The following is an 18,105-nucleotide window of genomic DNA, read 5'->3' as shown; positions in this document are numbered from 1 at the left end:
ATGCCGGCGGCGGCGGCCTCGCCTGCGCGGACGCTGCGCCGCTGGCTGCTGCGCTTGGCGGCACTGGCCTGCACGGCGCTCGCGCTGGCCTGGGCCTGGCAACAACCGTGGGCGCTGCGCGCGCGGGTCGGCTGGCAACTGGCGCGACAGCCGCCGCCGACCGCGCTGCGCATGCCGGTGCAAGGCGTGGACCCGCACCGCGTCGCGGCCACCTTCGGCGCGCCGCGCGGTCGCGATCGCCAGCACGCCGGCGTGGACATCTTCGCCAAGCGCGGCACGCCGGTGCTGTCTGCCACGCGCGGCATCGTGGTCGCCGTCGCCGAGCGCGGCCTCGGTGGCCGCCAGGTGTGGGTCATGGGTCCGGCCAGGCAACGCCATTACTACGCGCATCTGCAGGAGTGGGCGCCGGGCCTGCAGGTCGGCGACCTGGTCGAGGCCGGCGATCCGCTCGGCACGGTCGGCGACAGCGGCAACGCGCGCGGCACGCCACCGCACCTGCATTACGGCGTCTATGCCCAGGGCGGCGCCTACGATCCACTGCCGCTGCTGCGCGCGGCGCGCTGAACGGCGGCGTGCCATCGCGGCCGCGTGGGCTTGCCAGGCCTGGAGGGGCATGACGCTGCGTCTCACCGATGGTCGGATCCAGGCCCGGTGGCGCTGGCTGGCAGCACCAGGCCCAACCCACAGGACTGCGCTTGCGGCGCGACCCGGGCGCGGCCTGAGGACGCGCGCTAGAACAGAGCGTCGCGGCCAGCCCTCTCGTGATCGCGGCGCACGGCGCCTATCTTGGATCGACCCACCCGCCGTGCGCACGTCCATGACCGCTTCCCAACGCTACCGCATCACCGTCACGCCGATCGAGGCCGACGGGCTGCAATGCCAAGGCCGCTGCACCATCGAATTCGAGGCGCGCTGCCGGCAGGACTGGATGCGCCTGCTCGAAGCGGCGCAGCGCCATCCCGGCCTGCACGGCGACGAGCGTGCCGCGCTGACCATCGGCACGCAACTGCTGCGCGGACTCAGCGAGCGCAGCGACGGCGAGGCGCAGGCGTTGCTGGCGCCGCTGCGCCCGGCGCTGGATGCGATCCTGGCGCGGCTGGCACCGACCGCCGCGTGAGACGGTCCGGCCCGTGCGTCGCCAGCGGTCGAACCGCTCCGCCCCCGCTTCCGCTAATCGCGCATTCACCGGCTGCGGTTATGTTGAACTCCTGATTCCGTCAAGGCACCACATCCCATGAAGCTCCGCCTGCCGACCTTGCGCGCTGCCGCGCTGCTGACCCTCGCCGCTGCGTCCCAGCTGCAGGCCGCGCCGATGATCCAGGGCAAGCAGGTCAGCGTCGGCGCCGCCGATGTGCAGCAGTATCTGGACGGCAGCTTCCCGCAGACGCACAAGGCGCTCGGCGGGCTGGTCAGGATGACCATCCGCGATCCCAAGCTGTCGCTGCCGCCGGGCGACCGGCTGAAGATGCAGTTCGACCTGAGCATGGCCACCGGCGGCGGCGCGCCCACCCCGCTGGGCACGGTGCTGCTGACCAGCGGGCTGCGCTACGAACAGCAGACCCAGGGCTTCCACCTGCAATCGCCGACCATCGACGATTTCCGCCCGGCCGCCAACGGCGGCAAGCTCGACGCCAACACCCGCGAGTTGCTCAACGTCTGGCTGGGCGACTACGCGCGCAAGGAACCGATCTACAAGCTGGATCCGGCGCTGGGCGCGGTGATGGGCAATGTGCAGATCGAATCGGCGGCGGTGGAGAACGGCAAGCTGGTGGTGCACTTCAACCAGGACATCGGCAAGCTGGTGCCGGCCGGTGCGCTGTCGGGACAGTGAGGCGGCGCCGCTGCCGTCGATGCAATGACGCAGTGCTCCTCGAATCGGCGCGAAGAAGAAAAAACCAGCGCATTCCCTGCAGGCGCGGTGGCGGCCGCGACGCTTTATCTCGACTCGATCGATCCGGCTGCCTCATTCCCCGATAGGGGCTGAAGCCCCTCCTGCAGAAAAGCGGCGGCCCGCACGCAGGCCGCCGCCTATCGTTGCGCAGACTGTGTCGCCGGCTCAGCCCAGCGCCTTGGCCACCGCTGCGGCGAACGCGGGAATATCGTCCGGCTTGCGGCTGGTGATCAGGTTGCCGTCCACCACCACTTCCGCATCCTGCCAGCGCCCGCCGGCATTGCTCAGGTCGGTCTTCACCGACGGCCACGAGGTCACCTGCCTGTCGCGCACCAGACCGCTTTCGGCCAGCAGCCAGGGGCCGTGGCAGATCGCCGCGACCGGCTTGCCGGCGCCGGCGAAGGACTGGATGAAGCGGATCGCGGAGGCTTCGGTGCGCAGGTTGTCCGGATTGATCACTCCGCCCGGCAGCACCAGCGCGTCGTAGTCGCCGGCATTGGCCTGGTCCAGGCGCTTGTCGACCGGCACGCTGTCGCCCCAGTCCTTCTTGTTCCAGCCGCGGATGCTGGAGCCGTCGCCGGGCGCGATCACATCGACCTGCGCGCCCCACGATTCCAGCAGGCGCCTGGGTTCCTGCAATTCGGACTGCTCGAACCCGTCGGTGGCCAGGACCGCGACGCGCTTGCCGGACAGGGAAGATGCTGTGCTCATGGGAAACTCCTCTACAGGGGGAGCGTCACCGTAGGAGCGCCGCGGTTGCAGCGTCGTGAGCCGCGCGTCTAGGCCACGTGCAGGTGCGCACTCAGCGCTTGGGCTGCAGCATGGTCCCGGTGCAGTTCTTGGATCCGCAGCGGCATTCCCAGATCTTCTTCAGCCGCGGCGTATGCCGTTCGCCCAGGGTGATGCCGTAGTTGTAGGTCAGCTCTTCGCCCGGCTTGATCGCACGCAGCGCCTCGATCACCACCTTGTCCTGGCGCCGGTCGTCGCCCTCGGCCTCGAGGATCACCGCCTCGCAGTTCGGCGCGCAGCTGTGGTTGATCCAGCGCGCGTCGTTGCCCTCGTAGTTGGCGTCGATCACGTAGTCGTCGCTGAGCGTGAACAGGAAGGTGTGCCCGGTCTCGACATCGCCGGCCTCGTCGCGGTCCACTTCGGCATGGGTGCGGCGGCGCCCCTTGTACTCGATGACCCGCTCGCCTTTCTTGAGCGGCAGCACGGCGAACACGCCATTGCCATGGATACGGGACTTGCGGGCGGCGATCTTGCGGGGCATGCGGCGGTCCGGAACGGGAAAGCGCTGATTCTGGCGCACATCGGCGACGATCCCAAGCCCCGGCGGCGGTACCGATCGCAGCGATAGACAAAAACATGAACGCGCGGCTTGGACGCCGGCGCCATGAAAGCGTACAATTTCGGTCCGCATTGAAATCCGGCCGTTCGTCCATGCTCCGCGTCACCAAGTTGACCGATTACGCCACCGTCGTGCTGACCGTGCTTGCCGCGCGTCCCGGCGAGGTGCTGAGCGCGACCGAACTGGCCGAGCAGTCCGGGCTGGAGCCGCCCACCGTCAGCAAGCTGCTCAAGCCGCTGGCCCAGGCCGGGCTGGTCGAAGGCCTGCGCGGCGTGCACGGCGGCTACCGGCTGGCGCGCCCGGCCGACGCCATCACCCTGATCCAGATCGTCGAGGCGATGGAAGGCCCGCTGGCGATCACCGAATGCAGCCAGGACCACAGCCAGTGCGGCATCGCGCAGAAATGCGGCGTGCGCTCCAACTGGCGGCTGATCAACGACGTGGTCGCCGACGCGCTGCGCGGCGTGACCCTGGCGCAGATGCTGCACCCGCTCCCCTCTTCCGGCGAAACCAAGCGGCGACCGATCGCCGTGCGGTTCGCGACCACCTGACCTGTAGGCAGCCCCCATGGCCACCGAAAATGCTGAAATCCTGGAACGGCTGGGACGTCGCTACGACGCCGGCTTCATCACCGACATCGAATCCGATGCGTTCCTGCCCGGCTTGAACGAAGACGTCGTGCGCGCCCTGTCCGTGAAGAAGGACGAGCCGGAGTGGATGACCGAATGGCGCCTGGCCGCCTACCGGCACTGGCTGAAGATGCCGATGCCGCACTGGGCCAAGCTCAACATCGCGCCGATCGATTTCCAGGCGCTGAGCTATTACTCCGCGCCCAAGGGCCCCAAGTACGCCTCGCTGGACGATGTGCCCAAGGAACTGCTGGACACCTACGACAAGCTCGGCGTGCCGCTGCACGAGCGCGCCAAGCTGGCCGGCGTGGCGGTGGACGCGGTGTTCGACTCGGTCTCGGTCGGCACCACCTTCCGCAAGGAACTGGCCGAGAAGGGCGTGATCTTCTGCTCGATGTCCGAGGCGATCAAGGAACACCCGGAGATCGTCAAGCAGTACCTGGGCAGCGTGGTGCCGGTCGGCGACAACTACTTCGCCGCGCTCAACTCGGCGGTGTTCTCCGACGGCAGCTTCGTGTTCATTCCCAAGGGCGTGCGCTGCCCGATGGAACTGAGCACCTATTTCCGCATCAACGCCGGCCACACCGGCCAGTTCGAGCGCACCCTGATCGTGTGCGAGGACAAGGCCTACGTGTCCTACCTGGAAGGCTGCACCGCGCCGATGCGCGACGAGAACCAGCTGCATGCGGCGGTGGTCGAGCTGGTGGTATTGGAAGACGCGGAGATCAAGTATTCGACCGTGCAGAACTGGTACCCGGGCGACGAGAACGGCGTCGGCGGCATCTACAACTTCGTGACCAAGCGCGGCGAATGCCGCGGCGCGCGCAGCAAGATCACCTGGACCCAGGTCGAGACCGGTTCGGCGATCACCTGGAAGTATCCCTCCTGCGTGCTGCTCGGCGACGACTCGGTCGGCGAGTTCCACTCGGTGGCGCTGACCCATCACCGCCAGCAGGCCGATACCGGCACCAAGATGATCCACATCGGCAAGCGCACCAAGAGCAAGATCGTCAGCAAGGGCATCAGCGCCGGCCGCGGCCAGAACACCTACCGCGGCCTGGTCAAGGTGGAGCGCGGCGCCGAGGGCGCGCGCAACTACACCCAGTGCGATTCGCTGCTGATCGGCAAGCAGTGCGGCGCGCACACCTTCCCGTACATCGAGGTCAAGCACCCCACCGCCACGGTCGAGCACGAGGCCACCACCTCCAAGATCAGCGACGACCAGCTGTTCTACTGCCGCGCCCGCGGCATCGACCAGGAAAACGCGGTGTCGATGATCGTCGACGGCTTCTGCAAGCAGGTGTTCCGCGAACTGCCGATGGAGTTCGCGGTGGAAGCCAAGAAGCTGCTCGAAGTGTCGCTGGAAGGCTCGGTCGGCTGACGCCCACCGGGCAGGGAATCGGGAATGGAGAATCGGGAATCGGTTCTCTTCCCGATTCTTCCGAGCTGCGGCAACACCTGCTTTTCCCTATTCCCCATTCTCGATTCCCAATTCCCATGCTCAACATCGAAAACCTCCACGCTTCCGTCGCCGGCAAGGACATCCTCAAGGGCCTGTCGCTGCAGGTGCAGCCCGGCCAGGTGCACGCCATCATGGGTCCCAACGGCGCCGGCAAATCCACGCTGGGCAATATCCTCGCCGGCCGCGACGGCTACGAGGTGACCCAGGGCAGCGTGCGCTTCGAAGACCGCGACCTGCTCGAACTGGAACCGGAAGAACGCGCCGCCGCCGGCGTGTTCCTGGCCTTCCAGTACCCGGTGGAAATCCCCGGGGTCAACAACACCTACTTCCTGCGCGCCGCGCTCAACGCGCAGCGCAAGGCACGCGGGCAGGCCGAACTGGATTCGATGCAGTTCCTGAAGCTGGTGCGGCAGAAGCTCGCCGTGCTGCACCTGAAGGACGAGCTACTGCACCGCGGCGTCAACGAGGGGTTCTCCGGCGGCGAGAAGAAGCGCAACGAGATCTTCCAGCTGGCGGTGCTGGAGCCGAAGCTGGCGATCCTCGACGAGACCGACAGCGGCCTGGACATCGACGCGCTGAAGACCGTCGCCGAAGGCGTCAACGCGCTGCGTTCGCCCGAGCGCGCGTTCCTGGTCATCACCCACTACCAGCGCCTGCTCGACTACATCAAGCCGGACGTGGTGCACGTGCTGGCCGACGGCCGCATCGTGCAGAGCGGCGGCCCGGAACTGGCGCTGGAACTGGAAGCACATGGCTACGCATGGTTGAAGGACCGTGTGGCGCCGGAGGCGACGGCCTGATGAGCGCCCTGCTCGACTCCCTGGCGGCCGCTTTCCATGGCGACGGCGCACGCCGCGCGCCGCTGGAACAGGCGCTGCGCGACGGCCTGCCCGGCCCGCGCAGCGAGGCGTGGAAGTACACCTCGCTGCGCGCGCTGGAACGGCGCAGCTTCAGCCCCGCACCGGCCGCGGCGCCCGCCGTGGATGCGGCCATCGTCGACGGCATTCCTGCGCCGCGGCTGGCCTTCGTCAACGGCCGCGCCAGCGAGGCGCTGTCCGACTTGGCCGGCCTGCCGGCCGGGGTCGAACTGCAGCGCCTGTCCACGATCCTGCGCAGCGGCGACGCTGCGATGCGCTTCCTCGGCCGCCGCTTCGAGCGCAGCGACGAAGTGTTCGCCCAACTCAATGCCGCGCTGGCCGACGAAGGCAGCGTGCTGCGCGTGGATGCCGGCGTGCAGGTCGCGGTGCCGCTGCACCTGGTGTTCGTGTCCACCGCCGGCGCCGGCGACCATGCCTGGCACCACCGGCATCTGGTCGAACTGCGCCAGGACGCGGCGCTGTCGCTGGTCGAGCATCACCTGCACCTCGGCGAGGCCGCGCACCTGAGCAACACCCTGGCGCACGTGCACCTGGCCGCCGGCGCGCAGCTGGCGCACGCGCGGGTGCAGGCGGACGCGTCCGGCGTCACCGCGCTGCTGCGCACCGATGCGGTGCTGGCGCGCGACGCGCAGTACCGGCGCATCGACCTGGAGCTGGGCGGCGCGCTGTCGCGGCACGAGCTCAACGTGCGCCTGGAAGGGGACAACGCGCGGCTGGTCGCCAACGGCGTGCTGCTCGGCAACGGCCGCCGCCAGATCGACACCCGCCTGGGCATCGAGCACATCGCCCGCGACACCGCCTGCGAACTGCTGTGGCGCGGCGTGGCCGCGGCGCGCAGCCGGGTGGTGTTCCATGGCGGCATCCACATCCGCCAGGGCGCCGACGGCAGCGATGCCAACCTGTCGAACAAGAACCTGCTGCTGTCCGCCGACGCCGAGATCGATACCCAGCCGGTGCTGGTGATCGACGCCGACGAGGTCAAGGCCGCGCACGGCGCCACCGTCGGCCAGCTCGACGCCAATGCGCTGTTCTACCTGCGCTCGCGCGGGCTGCCGCGCGAGCGCGCGCAGCAGTTGCTGACCGCCGCGTTCTGCCGCGAACCGCTGCGCGTGCTGGATGCATCGCTGAGCGAATTCCTGGTCGCGCGCCTGGACCAGGCACTGGCCGCCGCGGGCGTGGCATGAGCAGCGTGGCCCCGCACAAGACCGCGCCGGACCAGGCCCCGGACTGGGACAAGGTCCGCAGCGACTTCCCGCTGCTGATGCGGCAGGTGCACGGCAAGCCGCTGATCTATTTCGACAACGCCAACACCGGGCAGAAGCCGCTGCAGGTGATCGCGGCGCTGGACGAGTTCTACCGCCGCTACAACGCCAACGTCAGCCGCGCGGTGCATGCGCTCGGCACCGAGGCCACCGACGCCTACGAGGGCGCGCGCAACAAGCTGGCGCGCTTCCTCAACGTGCGCGCCGACGAGCTGGTGCTGTGCAGCGGCACCACCTTCGCGATCAACCTGGTGGCCTACTCGTGGGCGCTGCCGCGGCTCAAGGCCGGCGACAGCATCCTGGTGTCGCGGATGGAGCACCACGCCAACATCGTGCCGTGGCAACTGGTCGCGCAGCGCACCGGCGCCACCATCAAGGTCGCCGAGATCACCGCCGACGGCGCGCTGGACCTGGACGCGCTGCGCAAGGCGATGACCCCGGACGTGAAGCTGCTGGCGCTGACCCACGTGTCCAACGTGCTGGGCACGGTCAATCCGGTGCGCGAGATCTGCCGCGAGGCGCGCAAGCGCGGCATCGTCAGCGTCATCGACGGCTCGCAGGCCGCGCCGCACCGCGCGCTGGACGTGGCCGCGATCGGCTGCGACTTCTACGCCATCACCGGACACAAGATGTGCGGCCCCACCGGCACCGGCGCACTGTGGGCGCGGCGCGAGCATCTGCAGGCGATGCCGCCGTTCATCGGCGGCGGCGAGATGATCAAGGAAGTCAGCTTCGACGGCACCGTGTTCAACGATCCGCCGCACAAGTTCGAAGCCGGCACCCCGAACATCGCCGGCTTCGTCGGCCTGGGCGCGGCGGTGGACTACCTGGGCGCGCTGGGCCTGCAGCACGTGCAAGCGCGCGAGGCCGAACTGCTGGCGCATTTCAGCGAAGAACTGCAGAAGATCGAGGGGCTGCGCATCTTCGGCACCGCGCCGGGCAAGGCCGCGGTGGTGTCGTTCCTGGTCGAAGGCGCGCATGCCCACGACCTGGCCACGCTGCTGGACCTGGAAGGCGTGGCGATCCGCTCCGGCCAGCACTGCGCGCATCCGCTGCTGCAGTTCTACGGCGTCACCGCCACCTGCCGCGCCTCGCTGGCGTTCTACAATACCCACGCCGAGATCGAGCGCTTCGTGGCGGCGTTGCTGAAGGTGCGGAAGCTGTTGGGTTGAGTTCGGGACTCGGGACTCGGGACTGGGGACCCGGGACTCGAAAAGCGACACTCCCGGAGAGCGGCTTGCACTTGGTACGCGCGACAATGTCGCAAAGACTCTTGAATCGAGTCCCGAGTCCCGAGTCCCGTTCCCTGACATAAAATCTCCCCATGCACACCCTCACCTTCCGCACCGCCACCGTTGCCGACATCGACGCCATCGCCGCTCTGGTCACCTCGGCCTATCGCGGCGACAGCAGCCGCGTCGGCTGGACCACCGAGGCCGACCTGCTCGACGGCAACCGCATCGATCGCGAAGTCCTGATCGCCGACATCCTGCGCCCGCGCAGCCTGGTGCTGCTGGCCGAGCGCGACGGCGCCCTGATCGCCTGCGCGCACGTCGCCGACGACGATGGCGCCGGCTATTTCGGCATGTTCTCGGTGCAGCCGCAGGCGCAGGGCGGCGGCCTGGGCAAGACCGTGCTGGCCGAGGCCGAGCGCATCGCCTGGCAGGAATGGCGGCTGCCGGTGATGCAGATGGCGGTGATCGACGTGCGCGACGAGCTGATCGCGTTCTACGAGCGCCGCGGCTACCGCCGCACCGGGATCAAGAAGCCCTTCCCCTACGGCGACGCGCGCTTCGGCACGCCCAAGCGCGACGACCTGCGTTTCGAGCTGCTGGAGAAGCCGCTGGGCGGCGCCGCATGAGCGAGACCTGGACCTTCGTCTGCGCCGACGGCGCGCTGGCGCCGGGCGAAACCGCGACGGTGTGGGACGAGGTCACCGCCACCCCGATCGTGGTGTTCAACCTCGACGGCACCTTCTACGCGCTGGAAGACCGCTGCAGCCACGAGGACTACGAGCTCTCCCCCGGCAGCTTCGATGCCGCCGAAGGCAGCATCGAATGCGTGCTGCACGGTGCCCGTTTCGACATCCGCGACGGCCGCCCGCTGTGCGCACCGGCCTATAGTCCGGTGCCGAAATTCCCGGTGAAGTCCGAACACGGCAGCATCTGGACCCGCGACGATCGCGACTGAACACGCTGTCGCAGCCCCCGCGAAAAACCTTTCATTTTCAATCATGTATTATCAAAAAACGCATTCGTGCCGGTCTTCCGCGAAGCGATGGCACGGGCTGCCATGTAACGCAATGTAACGAAAGCTATTGCAAATAATTCGCATTTGCGCGGAAATAGATGTGATGTCCGCGTTAAGCGGCCAGCGGCAGCCGGTCCATCCGGCCACCCTGCGCCCTTCGCATGCGGTTCCCTGTCCTTGCGGACACGGCGACGGCGTACGCGGCGGACCGCCCCTCCATCCTGCATAGCCGAACCTTCCATGACCTCCCCGATCAAGAGCCGCAAGCACGCCGTTTCCCGCCAAGTGTCCGCACAGACCCTCACCGCCGCCGCGCTGCTGAGCGGCCTGAGCCTGCTGTCTTCCCCCGCGCTCGCCGCCGATGCCGATGTTGCCGCCGTCGACCAGCCCACCACCCTGGGCAAGGTCGACGTCGAAGCGCAGCGCGCCAAGCGCTACCTGGTGGAAGCGCCGGACTCGCCCAAGTTCACCCAGCCGCTGATCGACACCCCGCAGACCATCAACGTGATCAGCAAGGACCTGTTCAACGAACAGGGCGCCACCACGCTGACCGAAGCGCTGCGCAACAGCCCGGGCGTGGGCACCTTCTACGTCGGCGAGAACGGCAGCACCACCACCGGCGATGCGATCTACATGCGCGGCTTCGACAGCTCCAGCAGCATCTTCGTCGATGGCGTGCGCGACCTGGGCTCGATCTCGCGCGATGTGTTCAACATCGAGCAGATCGAAGTCGAGAAGGGCCCGGCCGGCACCGACAACGGCCGCAGCGCGCCGACCGGCGCGATCAACCTGGTGACCAAGCAGGCGACCCTGACCGACGCGGTCAGCGGCGCGCTGTCCGGCGGCAGCGACAACCAGCGGCGCGTGACCGCGGACTGGAACCAGACGCTGGGCGCCAGCAGCGCGCTGCGGGTCAACGTCATGGGCCAGGACAGCGATGCGATCGGCCGCGACCACGTCAACAACAAGCGCTGGGGCCTGGCCTCGTCGCTGGTGTTCGGCCTCGGCAGCGACACCCGCTACTACCTCGACCTGCTGTACGTGAAGCAGGACAACGTGCCCGACGGCGGCGTGGCGACCATCGGCCTGCCCGGCTACACCTCGCCCGATCCCGCGCGTCCCTGGCTGACCAACGCACCGCGCGTGGACAGCGAGAACTTCTACGGCACCCGCTACGACCACGACGACGTGACCGCGAAGATGGCGACGTTCCGCTTCGAGCACGACTTCTCCGACACGGTCAAGCTGACCAACACCGCGCGCTGGGGCCGCAACCAACAGGACTACCTGCTGTTCGCGTTCATGCCCAACACCGCCAACCTGCGCACGCCCAACCCCGCCGACACCTCGACCTGGACGGTGGCGCGCAGCCTGCCCACGTTCAAGGACCAGCAGTACACCATCGTCACCGACCAGCTGAACCTGCGCGTGGACTTCGCCACCGGCGCGGTGCAGCACAACCTCAGCACCGGCGTGGAAGCCGCGCGCGAGGAACTGCTCAGCTGGGGCCACAACATCGTCAACCGCGCCGCCTGGCTGGCCGCCAATCCGGCCAACCTGTACGACCCGGACTGGAACACCACGCCGCTGGTCACCGCGCGCAACGGCGCCCACAGCAAGGGCACCACCACCACGTTCTCGGCCTACGCCTTCGACACGCTGAAGTTCGGCGACAGCTTCCTGGTCACCGCCGGCGTGCGCGCCGACCACTACAAGACCGACTTCAACAGCCTGACCTGCACCACCGCCACCTCCACCGCCGTGCCCTGCACCACCGCGGTCGGCGTGGACGCGGACATCTCCGATACGCTGTTCAGCTGGAAGCTCGGCGCGGTCTACAAGGCCGCCGACAACATCAGCCTGTACGCCAACTACGCGATCTCGCAACAGCCTCCGGGCGGCAGCGCGCTGGAACTGAGCGCGTCGGCCAACAACGCCAACAACCCCCGCTTCGATCCGCAGAAAGCCAAGACCACCGAAGTCGGCACCAAGTGGAACTTCCTGGACGACACCCTGTTCGTGACCATGGCGCTGTTCCGCACCGACGTCAGCAACGAGATCGCGCAGGGCAGCGACGGGCTGTACTACCAGACCGGCGAGAAGCAGGTGCAGGGCGTGGAACTGTCGGCGGTCGGCAAGCTCAGCGACAACTGGTCGATCTCCACCGGCTACACCAAGCTGGACGCGCAGGTGAAGCAAGGCGCCAAGGTGTCGCAGGACGGCAGCATGGACCTGGCCTACACGCCGGACAGCGCGTTCACCGCATGGACCACCTACACCCTGCCGTTCGGCCTGACCGTCGGCGGCGGCGCCCGCTACTCCGGCGAGATGAAGCGCGGCACCGACGGCGCGGTCGGCACGCCGGCGCTGGTGAAGTCGTATACCGTATGGGACGCGGTCGTGACCTACCCGATCAACGACCACTTCGACCTGCGCCTGAACGTGTACAACGTGTTCGACAAGGACTACGTCGCGGCCATCAACAAGAGTGGCTTCCGCTATACGCCCGGCGCGCCGCGCTCGGCGATGCTGAGCGCCGAAATCAAGTTCTGACCGCGGCTTCGCCCATCCATGCGCAGCGGCCGCCTTCGCTCGAAGGCGGCCGCTGCCGGAGCGCCCCATGCTGCTGCACATCCCCGATATCCTCGGCGCCGACGAAGTGGCGCGCTTCCGCCAGGCGCTAGCCGGCGCCGACTGGACCGACGGCCGCGAGACGGTCGGCGCGCAGGGCGCGCAGGTCAAGCGCAACCTGCAACTGCCCGACGCCTCGCCGCTCAAGCACGAGCTCGGCCAGGCGGTGCTCAACGCGCTAGCGCGCAGCCCGCTGTATTTCGCCGCGGCGCTGCCGCTGCGCACGATCCCGCCGCGCTTCAACCGCTACGAGGGCGGCGGCGAGTACGGCTTCCACGTCGACGGCTCGGTGATGACCCAGGCCGCCAGCGCCACGCAGCCGGCGCTGACCCTGCGCACCGACCTGTCCTGCACCCTGTTCCTGTGCGAACCGGAGGAGTACGACGGCGGCGAACTGGTCATCAGCGACACCTACGGCGAGCACGAGGTGAAGCTGCCGGCGGGCGACCTGATCCTGTATCCGTCCAGCAGCCTGCACCGTGTGCTGCCGGTGACCCGCGGCGCGCGCCTGGCGGCGTTCTTCTGGGTGCAGAGCCTGGTGCGCGATGCCAGCCGGCGGCAGTTGCTGTTCGAGCTGGACACCTCGATCCAGGCGCTGACCGCGGCCAAGGCCGACGCCACGGCGCTGCTGCGGCTGAGCAACGTCTACCACAACCTGTTGCGCGACTGGTCCGAGACCTGACGCGGGCGGTCAACGCGGGCGGCGGCGCTGCGTTGAAGGGTCGGTTGCAAGGCGTTTCGGGTCGCGCACAGGGCAGCAACACCGCCGTAATTGCGACTAATTCTCATTTATGTAGAATGCATTCCGCCCTCCCTCGATTCCACCGCCGCGTTGTCCGACTCCTCCTCTCCCGATCTGGCGACGGCGCAGCAGCGCCGCGGTTTCTGGCTGCGCACGCTGCACCAGTGGCACTGGATCAGCTCGGCGCTGTGCCTGATCGGCATGCTGCTGTTCGCCGCCACCGGCCTGACCCTCAACCACGCCGCGCGCATCGAGGCCAAGCCGCAGGTGCTCAACCGCACCGCGCAGTTGCCGGCCGCCTTGCTGCAACGGCTCGGCGGCCAGGCCGATGGCGATGCGCCGCTGCCGCGGCCGGTGTCGGCCTGGCTGGAACGCGAACTGGCGCTGAGCCTGGGCCGGCAACCGGCCGAATGGTCGGCCGACGAGGTGTACCTGGCCTTGCCCGGTCCCGGCGGCGATGCCTGGCTGAGCATCGATCGCGGCAGCGGCGCGGTCGAGTACGAACGCACCGAACGCGGCTGGATCTCCTATTTCAACGACCTGCACAAGGGCCGCAATGCCGGCCCGGCGTGGGGCTGGTTCATCGACCTGTTCGCAGTGGCCTGCCTGGTGTTCTGCATCACCGGCCTGTTCCTGCTGCAACTGCATGCGCGACAGCGGCGCATGACCTGGCCGCTGGTCGGGCTGGGGCTGCTGATTCCGCTGCTGATCGCACTGCTGCTGATCCACTGATCCGATCCACCTCTTCCACCCCATGGAGCCTCGCATGCGCGTCACCCTGACCATCGCCCTGAGCGGCCTGCTGTCGATGCCCGCGTATGCGGCCACGCTGGAACTGGACGTAGAGATTCCCAAGCTCGACGTCGCCGAATACCACCGTCCCTACGTCGCGATCTGGGTGGAAGGCGCCGACCAGCAGGTCGCGCGCAACCTGGCGGTCTGGTACCAGTCCAAGGACAGCGCCGAAGGCCACGGCACCAAGTGGCTGCCGGACCTGCGCCAGTGGTGGCGGCGCAGCGGCCGCACGTTGCAGCTGCCGGTGGACGGCGTCAGCGGCCCGACCCGCCCGGCCGGCAAGCACGCGCTGGCCTTCACCGATGCGCAGCAGCTCAAGGGCCTGGCGCCGGGCCAGTACACGCTGGTGGTCGAGGCCGTGCGCGAAGTCGGCGGCCGCGAGTTGCTGAAGATCCCGTTCGCGTGGCCAGCCAAGGCCGGCGCAACCGGCAGCGCACAAGGCAGCAGCGAACTGGGCGCGGTGCGCCTGAGCGTCAAGCCGTGATTCCAGCGCCCCCTCTTTCGTCGCAAGGAGCAAGTCCATGAAGCGTTCTCTCGTGCTGGCGCTGGCCATCGCCGCAGTGCTGCCGTTCTCCGCCCTCGCCCACAAGGCCTGGCTGCAACCTTCGCAGACCGTGCTGGCCGGCGAGCGGCCGTGGATCACCGTCGATGCGGCGGTGTCCAACGACCTGTTCTATTTCAACCACGTGCCGCTGCGCCTGGACACCCTGGCCATCACCGCGCCCGACGGCAGCGCGGTGCAGCCGCAGAACCCGGCCACCGGCAAGTACCGCAGCGTGTTCGACGTGGAGCTGGCGCAGACCGGCACCTACCGCCTGGCCCTGGTCAACGACGGCCTGTTCGCCAACTGGAACGAGAACGGCCAGCGCAAGCGCTGGCGCGGCAACGCCGCCAGCTTCGCCAGCGAAGTGCCGAAGGACGCCAAGGATCTGCAGGTGTCGCAGTCGCTGGGCCGGGTGGAAACCTTCGTCACCAACGGCGCGCCCAACCAGACCGCGCTCACCCCCAGCGGCCGTGGCCTGGAACTGGTGCCGGTGACCCATCCCAACGACCTGTTCGCCGGCGAGAAGGCCACCTTCAAGCTGCAGATCGACGGCAAGCCGGCGCCGGGGCTGGAGGTGGAGATCGTGCGCGGCGGCACCCGCTACCGCAATGCGCAGGACGAACTGAAGCTGACCACCGACGCGCAGGGCAGCTTCAGCGTGACCTGGCCGGAAGCGGGCATGTACTGGCTGGAAACCACCAGCGAGGACGCCAAGACCTCGCTGCCGCAGGCCAAGCAGCGCCGGCTCAGCTACGTGGCGACGCTGGAAGTGCTGCCGCAGTGAACGCGACAGCGCACCTGCCCTGCGCGTGGCGGCACGTCGCGGCATGAACATGCCGCTCGCGCCCCAGGCCGACGCCGACGCCGAGACCGAGATCGCCACGCTCGGTGGCCAGAGCATGGGCACCACCTGGAGCGCGAAGCTGGTGCTGCGCCGCCGTCGCGATCTGCATCCGCTGCACGCGGCGATCCAGGCGCAGCTGGACCAAGTGGTGGCGCAGATGAGCACCTGGGAAGCGGACTCGGACATCAGCCGCTACAACCGCGCCGCGGCCGGCAGCGTGCACGCGCTGCCGGCCGCGTTCGCCGAGGTACTGCGCTGCGCGTTGGACGTCGCGCGGCGCAGCGACGGCGCGTTCGATCCCAGCATCGGCGCGGTGCTGGGGCTGTGGGGCTTCGGCGCCGGCGCCGGGCGCCAGCGCGTGCCCGATGCGGATGCGCTGCGCCAGGCGCGCGCCGCCGGCGACTGGCGGCAGCTGGTCGTGGATGAAGCGGATGGCAGCTTGCGCCAGCCCGGCGGGCTGCGCCTGGACCTGTCGGCGATCGCCAAGGGCTACGGCGTGGACCTGGTGGTGCGCGCACTGCAGGCGCAGGGCGTGGCCAGCGCGCTGGTCGAGGTCGGCGGCGAACTCTACGGCTACGGCCGCAAGCCGGATGGTCAGCCATGGCGGGTGCTGGTGGAATCGGCGCCGGACGAAGACGCGCAGGCGCCGACGCCGCCGCGGGTGCTGGCGCTGGACGGCCGCGCGGTCGCCACCTCCGGCGATCGCTGGCACCGCTTCGAACAGGACGGGCAGCGCTACAGCCATACCCTGGATCCGCGCAGCGGCAGGCCGATCGCGGCGACGCTGGCGGCGGTCAGCGTGGTCGCCACGGATGCGATGCAGGCCGATGCCTGGGCCACTGCGCTGAGCGTGCTCGGCGCCGACGCCGGCCTGGCCTGCGCCGAACGCGAACGGCTGGCGGCACGCTTCCTGCTGCGCGATGGCGAACGCGTGCAGGAGCGGCTCAGCAGCGCCTTCGCCGCGCTGCTCGACGCATGACCCGGCCGCGGCTGCAACGCAACTGGAATGCCGTCGGGCACGTGGCGACGTTCGCGTTGCTGGGCGCGATCGGCTATGCGCTGCTGCGGCTGCACCCGCAGCCATGGTGGAACGGTGCGCCATCGCAGCAGCGCATTCTCTACGCGGCGCTGGCAACGGGCAGCTACGCGGCAGCCTGCCTTTGGCTGTGGTGGCGCGTTCGCCGCGGCGCGCGGCGCACCGGCAAGCAGGGCGATGCGCCGCTGCTGCTGGCCTGGGCCAGCCAGACCGGCTTCGCCCAGCAACTCGCGCTGCGCAGTGCCACGGCCTTGCGTGCGGCGGGCCAGGCGGTACGCGTGCTGCCCTTGCAAAACGTCACCGCGGCCGACCTGGCCGGCGCAACGCAGGCACTGTTCGTGGTCAGCACCAGCGGCGAAGGCGATCCGCCCGACCATGCGCTGCCGTTCCTGCGCCAGACGATGGCGCAGTCGCCGACCTTGCCGCAGCTGCGCTACGCGCTGCTGGCGCTGGGCGATCGCCGCTACGACCACTTCTGCGCGTTCGGCCGCCAGCTCGACGCCTGGTTGCGCCAGCACGGCGCGCATCCGCTGTTCGACCGTATCGACGTGGACAACGCCGACGCCGCCGCGCTGCGCCACTGGCAGCAATTGCTCGGGCAACTGGCCGGCGCCAGCGAGCAACCCGACTGGAGCCCGCCGGCCTACCAGCGCTGGCAGCTGCAGCGGCGGCGCCTGTGCAATCCCGGCAGCGTCGGCGGCGCGGTGTTCGAGCTGGCGCTGCTGCCCGCCGACGGCGCACTGCCTGCGTGGCAGGCCGGCGACCTGGCCGAGATCGGTCCGTGTCATGGCGACAGCGTGGTGCAGGCCTGGCTGCAGGCCAGCGGCGTGGACGGCACGGCGACGCTGCAGCGCCCCGGCCAGGCGCCGACGACGCTGGCCGCGCTGCTGGCGCGCAGCTACCTGCCGGAGCCGGAGCAGCTCGCCGGCATCGCGCCCGCCGCCGTGGCCGCGCGCCTGCAACCGTTGCCGCATCGCGAATACTCGATCGCCTCGATGCCCAGCGACGGCGCGCTGCGCCTGTTGCTGCGCCGCGCGCTGCGCGCCGACGGCACGCCTGGCCTGGGCAGCGGCTGGCTGTGCGACGACGCGCCGGTCGGCGCCGAGATCGCCCTGCGGCTGCGCCCGAATCCGAACTTCCATCCGCCGGCCGATCCGGCACGGCCGCTGATCCTGATCGGCAATGGCACCGGCATCGCCGGGCTGCGCGCGCACCTGCGCGCGCGCATCGACGCCGGCGCGACCCGCACCTGGCTGCTGTACGGCGAGCGCCATGCGGCACACGACGACCATTACGGCGACGAGCTGCGCGCCTGGCTGGCGGACGGCGCAGTGCAACGGCTGGATGCGGTGTTCTCGCGCGACGCCGGCGCGCACCGCTACGTGCAGGATGCCTTGCGCGCGGCCGCAGCGGACCTGCGCGACTGGGTCGCGCAAGGCGCGGCGATCTACGTCTGCGGCAGCCTGCGCGGCATGGCGCCCGGCGTGGACGCGGTGCTGGAGGACGTGCTGGGGCGGCTGGGCAAGGAAACCCTGCTGCTGGAAGGGCGCTATCGGCGCGACGTGTACTGACGCCAGCGCGTGCGCCGGCGGCGGCGCAACGCGATCCAGCGCTGCCACGCGCGGCGGCGGCTGGCGCAACCTGCCGGCCCTCTTGCCGTGTCCACGCTACCCCGGACCGATTCGAGCAGCAGCCTGATGCAACTCTCCACAGAAGCTGCCGCGCAAGCCGATCCGATCCCGGTGAAGGCCCCGCTCGACGCGTACGGGTTGCTCGACGATGTCGATCCCGGA

The 18,105-nt window shown here is 69.4% G+C and carries 19 protein-coding genes; 17 read left to right on the top strand and 2 right to left on the bottom strand.

All coding sequences use genetic code 11. The annotated features are described in order from the left end of the window. The 3 genes from NRY95_07455 (at window position 1) to NRY95_07445 (ending at window position 1,831) form a co-directional block, all read left to right on the top strand. Window positions 1-564, top strand: coding sequence for a M23 family metallopeptidase (locus tag NRY95_07455; protein UYC17780.1), 564 nt, complete (start codon window positions 1-3; stop codon window positions 562-564). Between the two features lie 253 nt (window positions 565-817). Then, entirely contained in the window at window positions 818-1,117 is a 300-nt protein-coding gene (locus tag NRY95_07450; GenBank protein UYC17779.1) for a DUF3861 domain-containing protein, read from the top strand. A gap of 117 nt (window positions 1,118-1,234) precedes the next feature. Then, window positions 1,235-1,831, top strand: a complete 597-nt coding sequence (locus tag NRY95_07445) for a DUF1439 domain-containing protein (protein ID UYC17778.1) — start codon at window positions 1,235-1,237, stop codon at window positions 1,829-1,831. A 225-nt stretch (window positions 1,832-2,056) separates the two neighbouring features. Here the strand turns inward: NRY95_07445 and NRY95_07440 are convergent, their stop codons facing one another. Next, the gene (locus tag NRY95_07440; GenBank protein UYC17777.1) at window positions 2,057-2,602 is read right to left on the bottom strand and encodes a type 1 glutamine amidotransferase; all 546 of its coding nucleotides are present in this window, start codon (window positions 2,600-2,602) and stop codon (window positions 2,057-2,059) included. Window positions 2,603-2,693: 91 nt separating this feature from the next. Further along, window positions 2,694-3,161: an SET domain-containing protein-lysine N-methyltransferase gene (locus tag NRY95_07435; protein UYC17776.1), complete on the bottom strand. Its 468-nt coding sequence runs from the start codon at window positions 3,159-3,161 to the stop codon at window positions 2,694-2,696. Window positions 3,162-3,331: 170 nt separating this feature from the next. On the opposite strand from NRY95_07435, the gene NRY95_07430 reads away from it, so the two are divergent. The 14 genes from NRY95_07430 (at window position 3,332) to NRY95_07365 (ending at window position 17,883) form a co-directional block, all read left to right on the top strand. Further along, window positions 3,332-3,790: an SUF system Fe-S cluster assembly regulator gene (locus NRY95_07430; protein UYC17775.1), complete on the top strand. Its 459-nt coding sequence runs from the start codon at window positions 3,332-3,334 to the stop codon at window positions 3,788-3,790. A 16-nt stretch (window positions 3,791-3,806) separates the two neighbouring features. Beyond that, on the top strand, window positions 3,807-5,249 hold the full coding sequence (sufB, locus tag NRY95_07425; protein UYC17774.1) for a Fe-S cluster assembly protein SufB: 1,443 nt from the start codon (window positions 3,807-3,809) through the stop codon (window positions 5,247-5,249). 116 nt (window positions 5,250-5,365) lie between these two features. After that, window positions 5,366-6,130, top strand: coding sequence for a Fe-S cluster assembly ATPase SufC (gene sufC, locus NRY95_07420; GenBank protein ID UYC17773.1), 765 nt, complete (start codon window positions 5,366-5,368; stop codon window positions 6,128-6,130). After that, a complete protein-coding gene (sufD, locus tag NRY95_07415; protein ID UYC17772.1) occupies window positions 6,130-7,392 on the top strand; it encodes a Fe-S cluster assembly protein SufD in 1,263 nt (420 codons plus the stop codon). Before sufC ends, sufD begins: the two co-directional genes overlap by 1 nt. Beyond that, window positions 7,389-8,642, top strand: coding sequence for a cysteine desulfurase (locus NRY95_07410; GenBank protein UYC17771.1), 1,254 nt, complete (start codon window positions 7,389-7,391; stop codon window positions 8,640-8,642). Before sufD ends, NRY95_07410 begins: the two co-directional genes overlap by 4 nt. Window positions 8,643-8,794: 152 nt before the next feature. After that, the gene (locus NRY95_07405; protein ID UYC17770.1) at window positions 8,795-9,331 is read left to right on the top strand and encodes a GNAT family N-acetyltransferase; all 537 of its coding nucleotides are present in this window, start codon (window positions 8,795-8,797) and stop codon (window positions 9,329-9,331) included. Next, window positions 9,328-9,660, top strand: a complete 333-nt coding sequence (locus NRY95_07400) for a non-heme iron oxygenase ferredoxin subunit (GenBank protein ID UYC17769.1) — start codon at window positions 9,328-9,330, stop codon at window positions 9,658-9,660. Before NRY95_07405 ends, NRY95_07400 begins: the two co-directional genes overlap by 4 nt. 300 nt (window positions 9,661-9,960) lie before the next feature. Further along, window positions 9,961-12,273, top strand: a complete 2,313-nt coding sequence (locus tag NRY95_07395; protein UYC17768.1) for a catecholate siderophore receptor Fiu — start codon at window positions 9,961-9,963, stop codon at window positions 12,271-12,273. A gap of 67 nt (window positions 12,274-12,340) precedes the next feature. Beyond that, window positions 12,341-13,033 (top strand): Fe2+-dependent dioxygenase, encoded by a 693-nt coding sequence (locus NRY95_07390; GenBank protein UYC17767.1) that lies wholly within the window; start codon window positions 12,341-12,343, stop codon window positions 13,031-13,033. 150 nt (window positions 13,034-13,183) lie between these two features. Continuing rightward, complete coding sequence (locus NRY95_07385) at window positions 13,184-13,825, top strand: PepSY-associated TM helix domain-containing protein (protein ID UYC17766.1); 642 nt, start codon at window positions 13,184-13,186, stop codon at window positions 13,823-13,825. Between the two features lie 34 nt (window positions 13,826-13,859). Next, on the top strand, window positions 13,860-14,372 hold the full coding sequence (locus NRY95_07380) for a DUF2271 domain-containing protein (protein UYC17765.1): 513 nt from the start codon (window positions 13,860-13,862) through the stop codon (window positions 14,370-14,372). A gap of 37 nt (window positions 14,373-14,409) precedes the next feature. Next, the gene (locus NRY95_07375; protein UYC17764.1) at window positions 14,410-15,216 is read left to right on the top strand and encodes a DUF4198 domain-containing protein; all 807 of its coding nucleotides are present in this window, start codon (window positions 14,410-14,412) and stop codon (window positions 15,214-15,216) included. A 43-nt stretch (window positions 15,217-15,259) separates the two neighbouring features. Beyond that, window positions 15,260-16,255, top strand: a complete 996-nt coding sequence (locus NRY95_07370) for an FAD:protein FMN transferase (GenBank protein UYC17763.1) — start codon at window positions 15,260-15,262, stop codon at window positions 16,253-16,255. Next, window positions 16,252-17,883, top strand: coding sequence for a sulfite reductase flavoprotein subunit alpha (locus NRY95_07365; protein UYC17762.1), 1,632 nt, complete (start codon window positions 16,252-16,254; stop codon window positions 17,881-17,883). The genes NRY95_07370 and NRY95_07365 overlap by 4 nt, the downstream gene beginning before the upstream one ends. The last annotated feature ends 222 nt before the right edge of the window (window positions 17,884-18,105 follow it).

Origin of the sequence: Xanthomonas campestris pv. phormiicola (assembly GCA_025666215.1) — a bacterium.
Lineage (GTDB): Bacteria > Pseudomonadota > Gammaproteobacteria > Xanthomonadales > Xanthomonadaceae > Xanthomonas_A > Xanthomonas_A campestris_A.
Note: the sequence above shows the minus strand (reverse complement) of the source record. Positions and strands in the feature narration are given on the sequence as shown.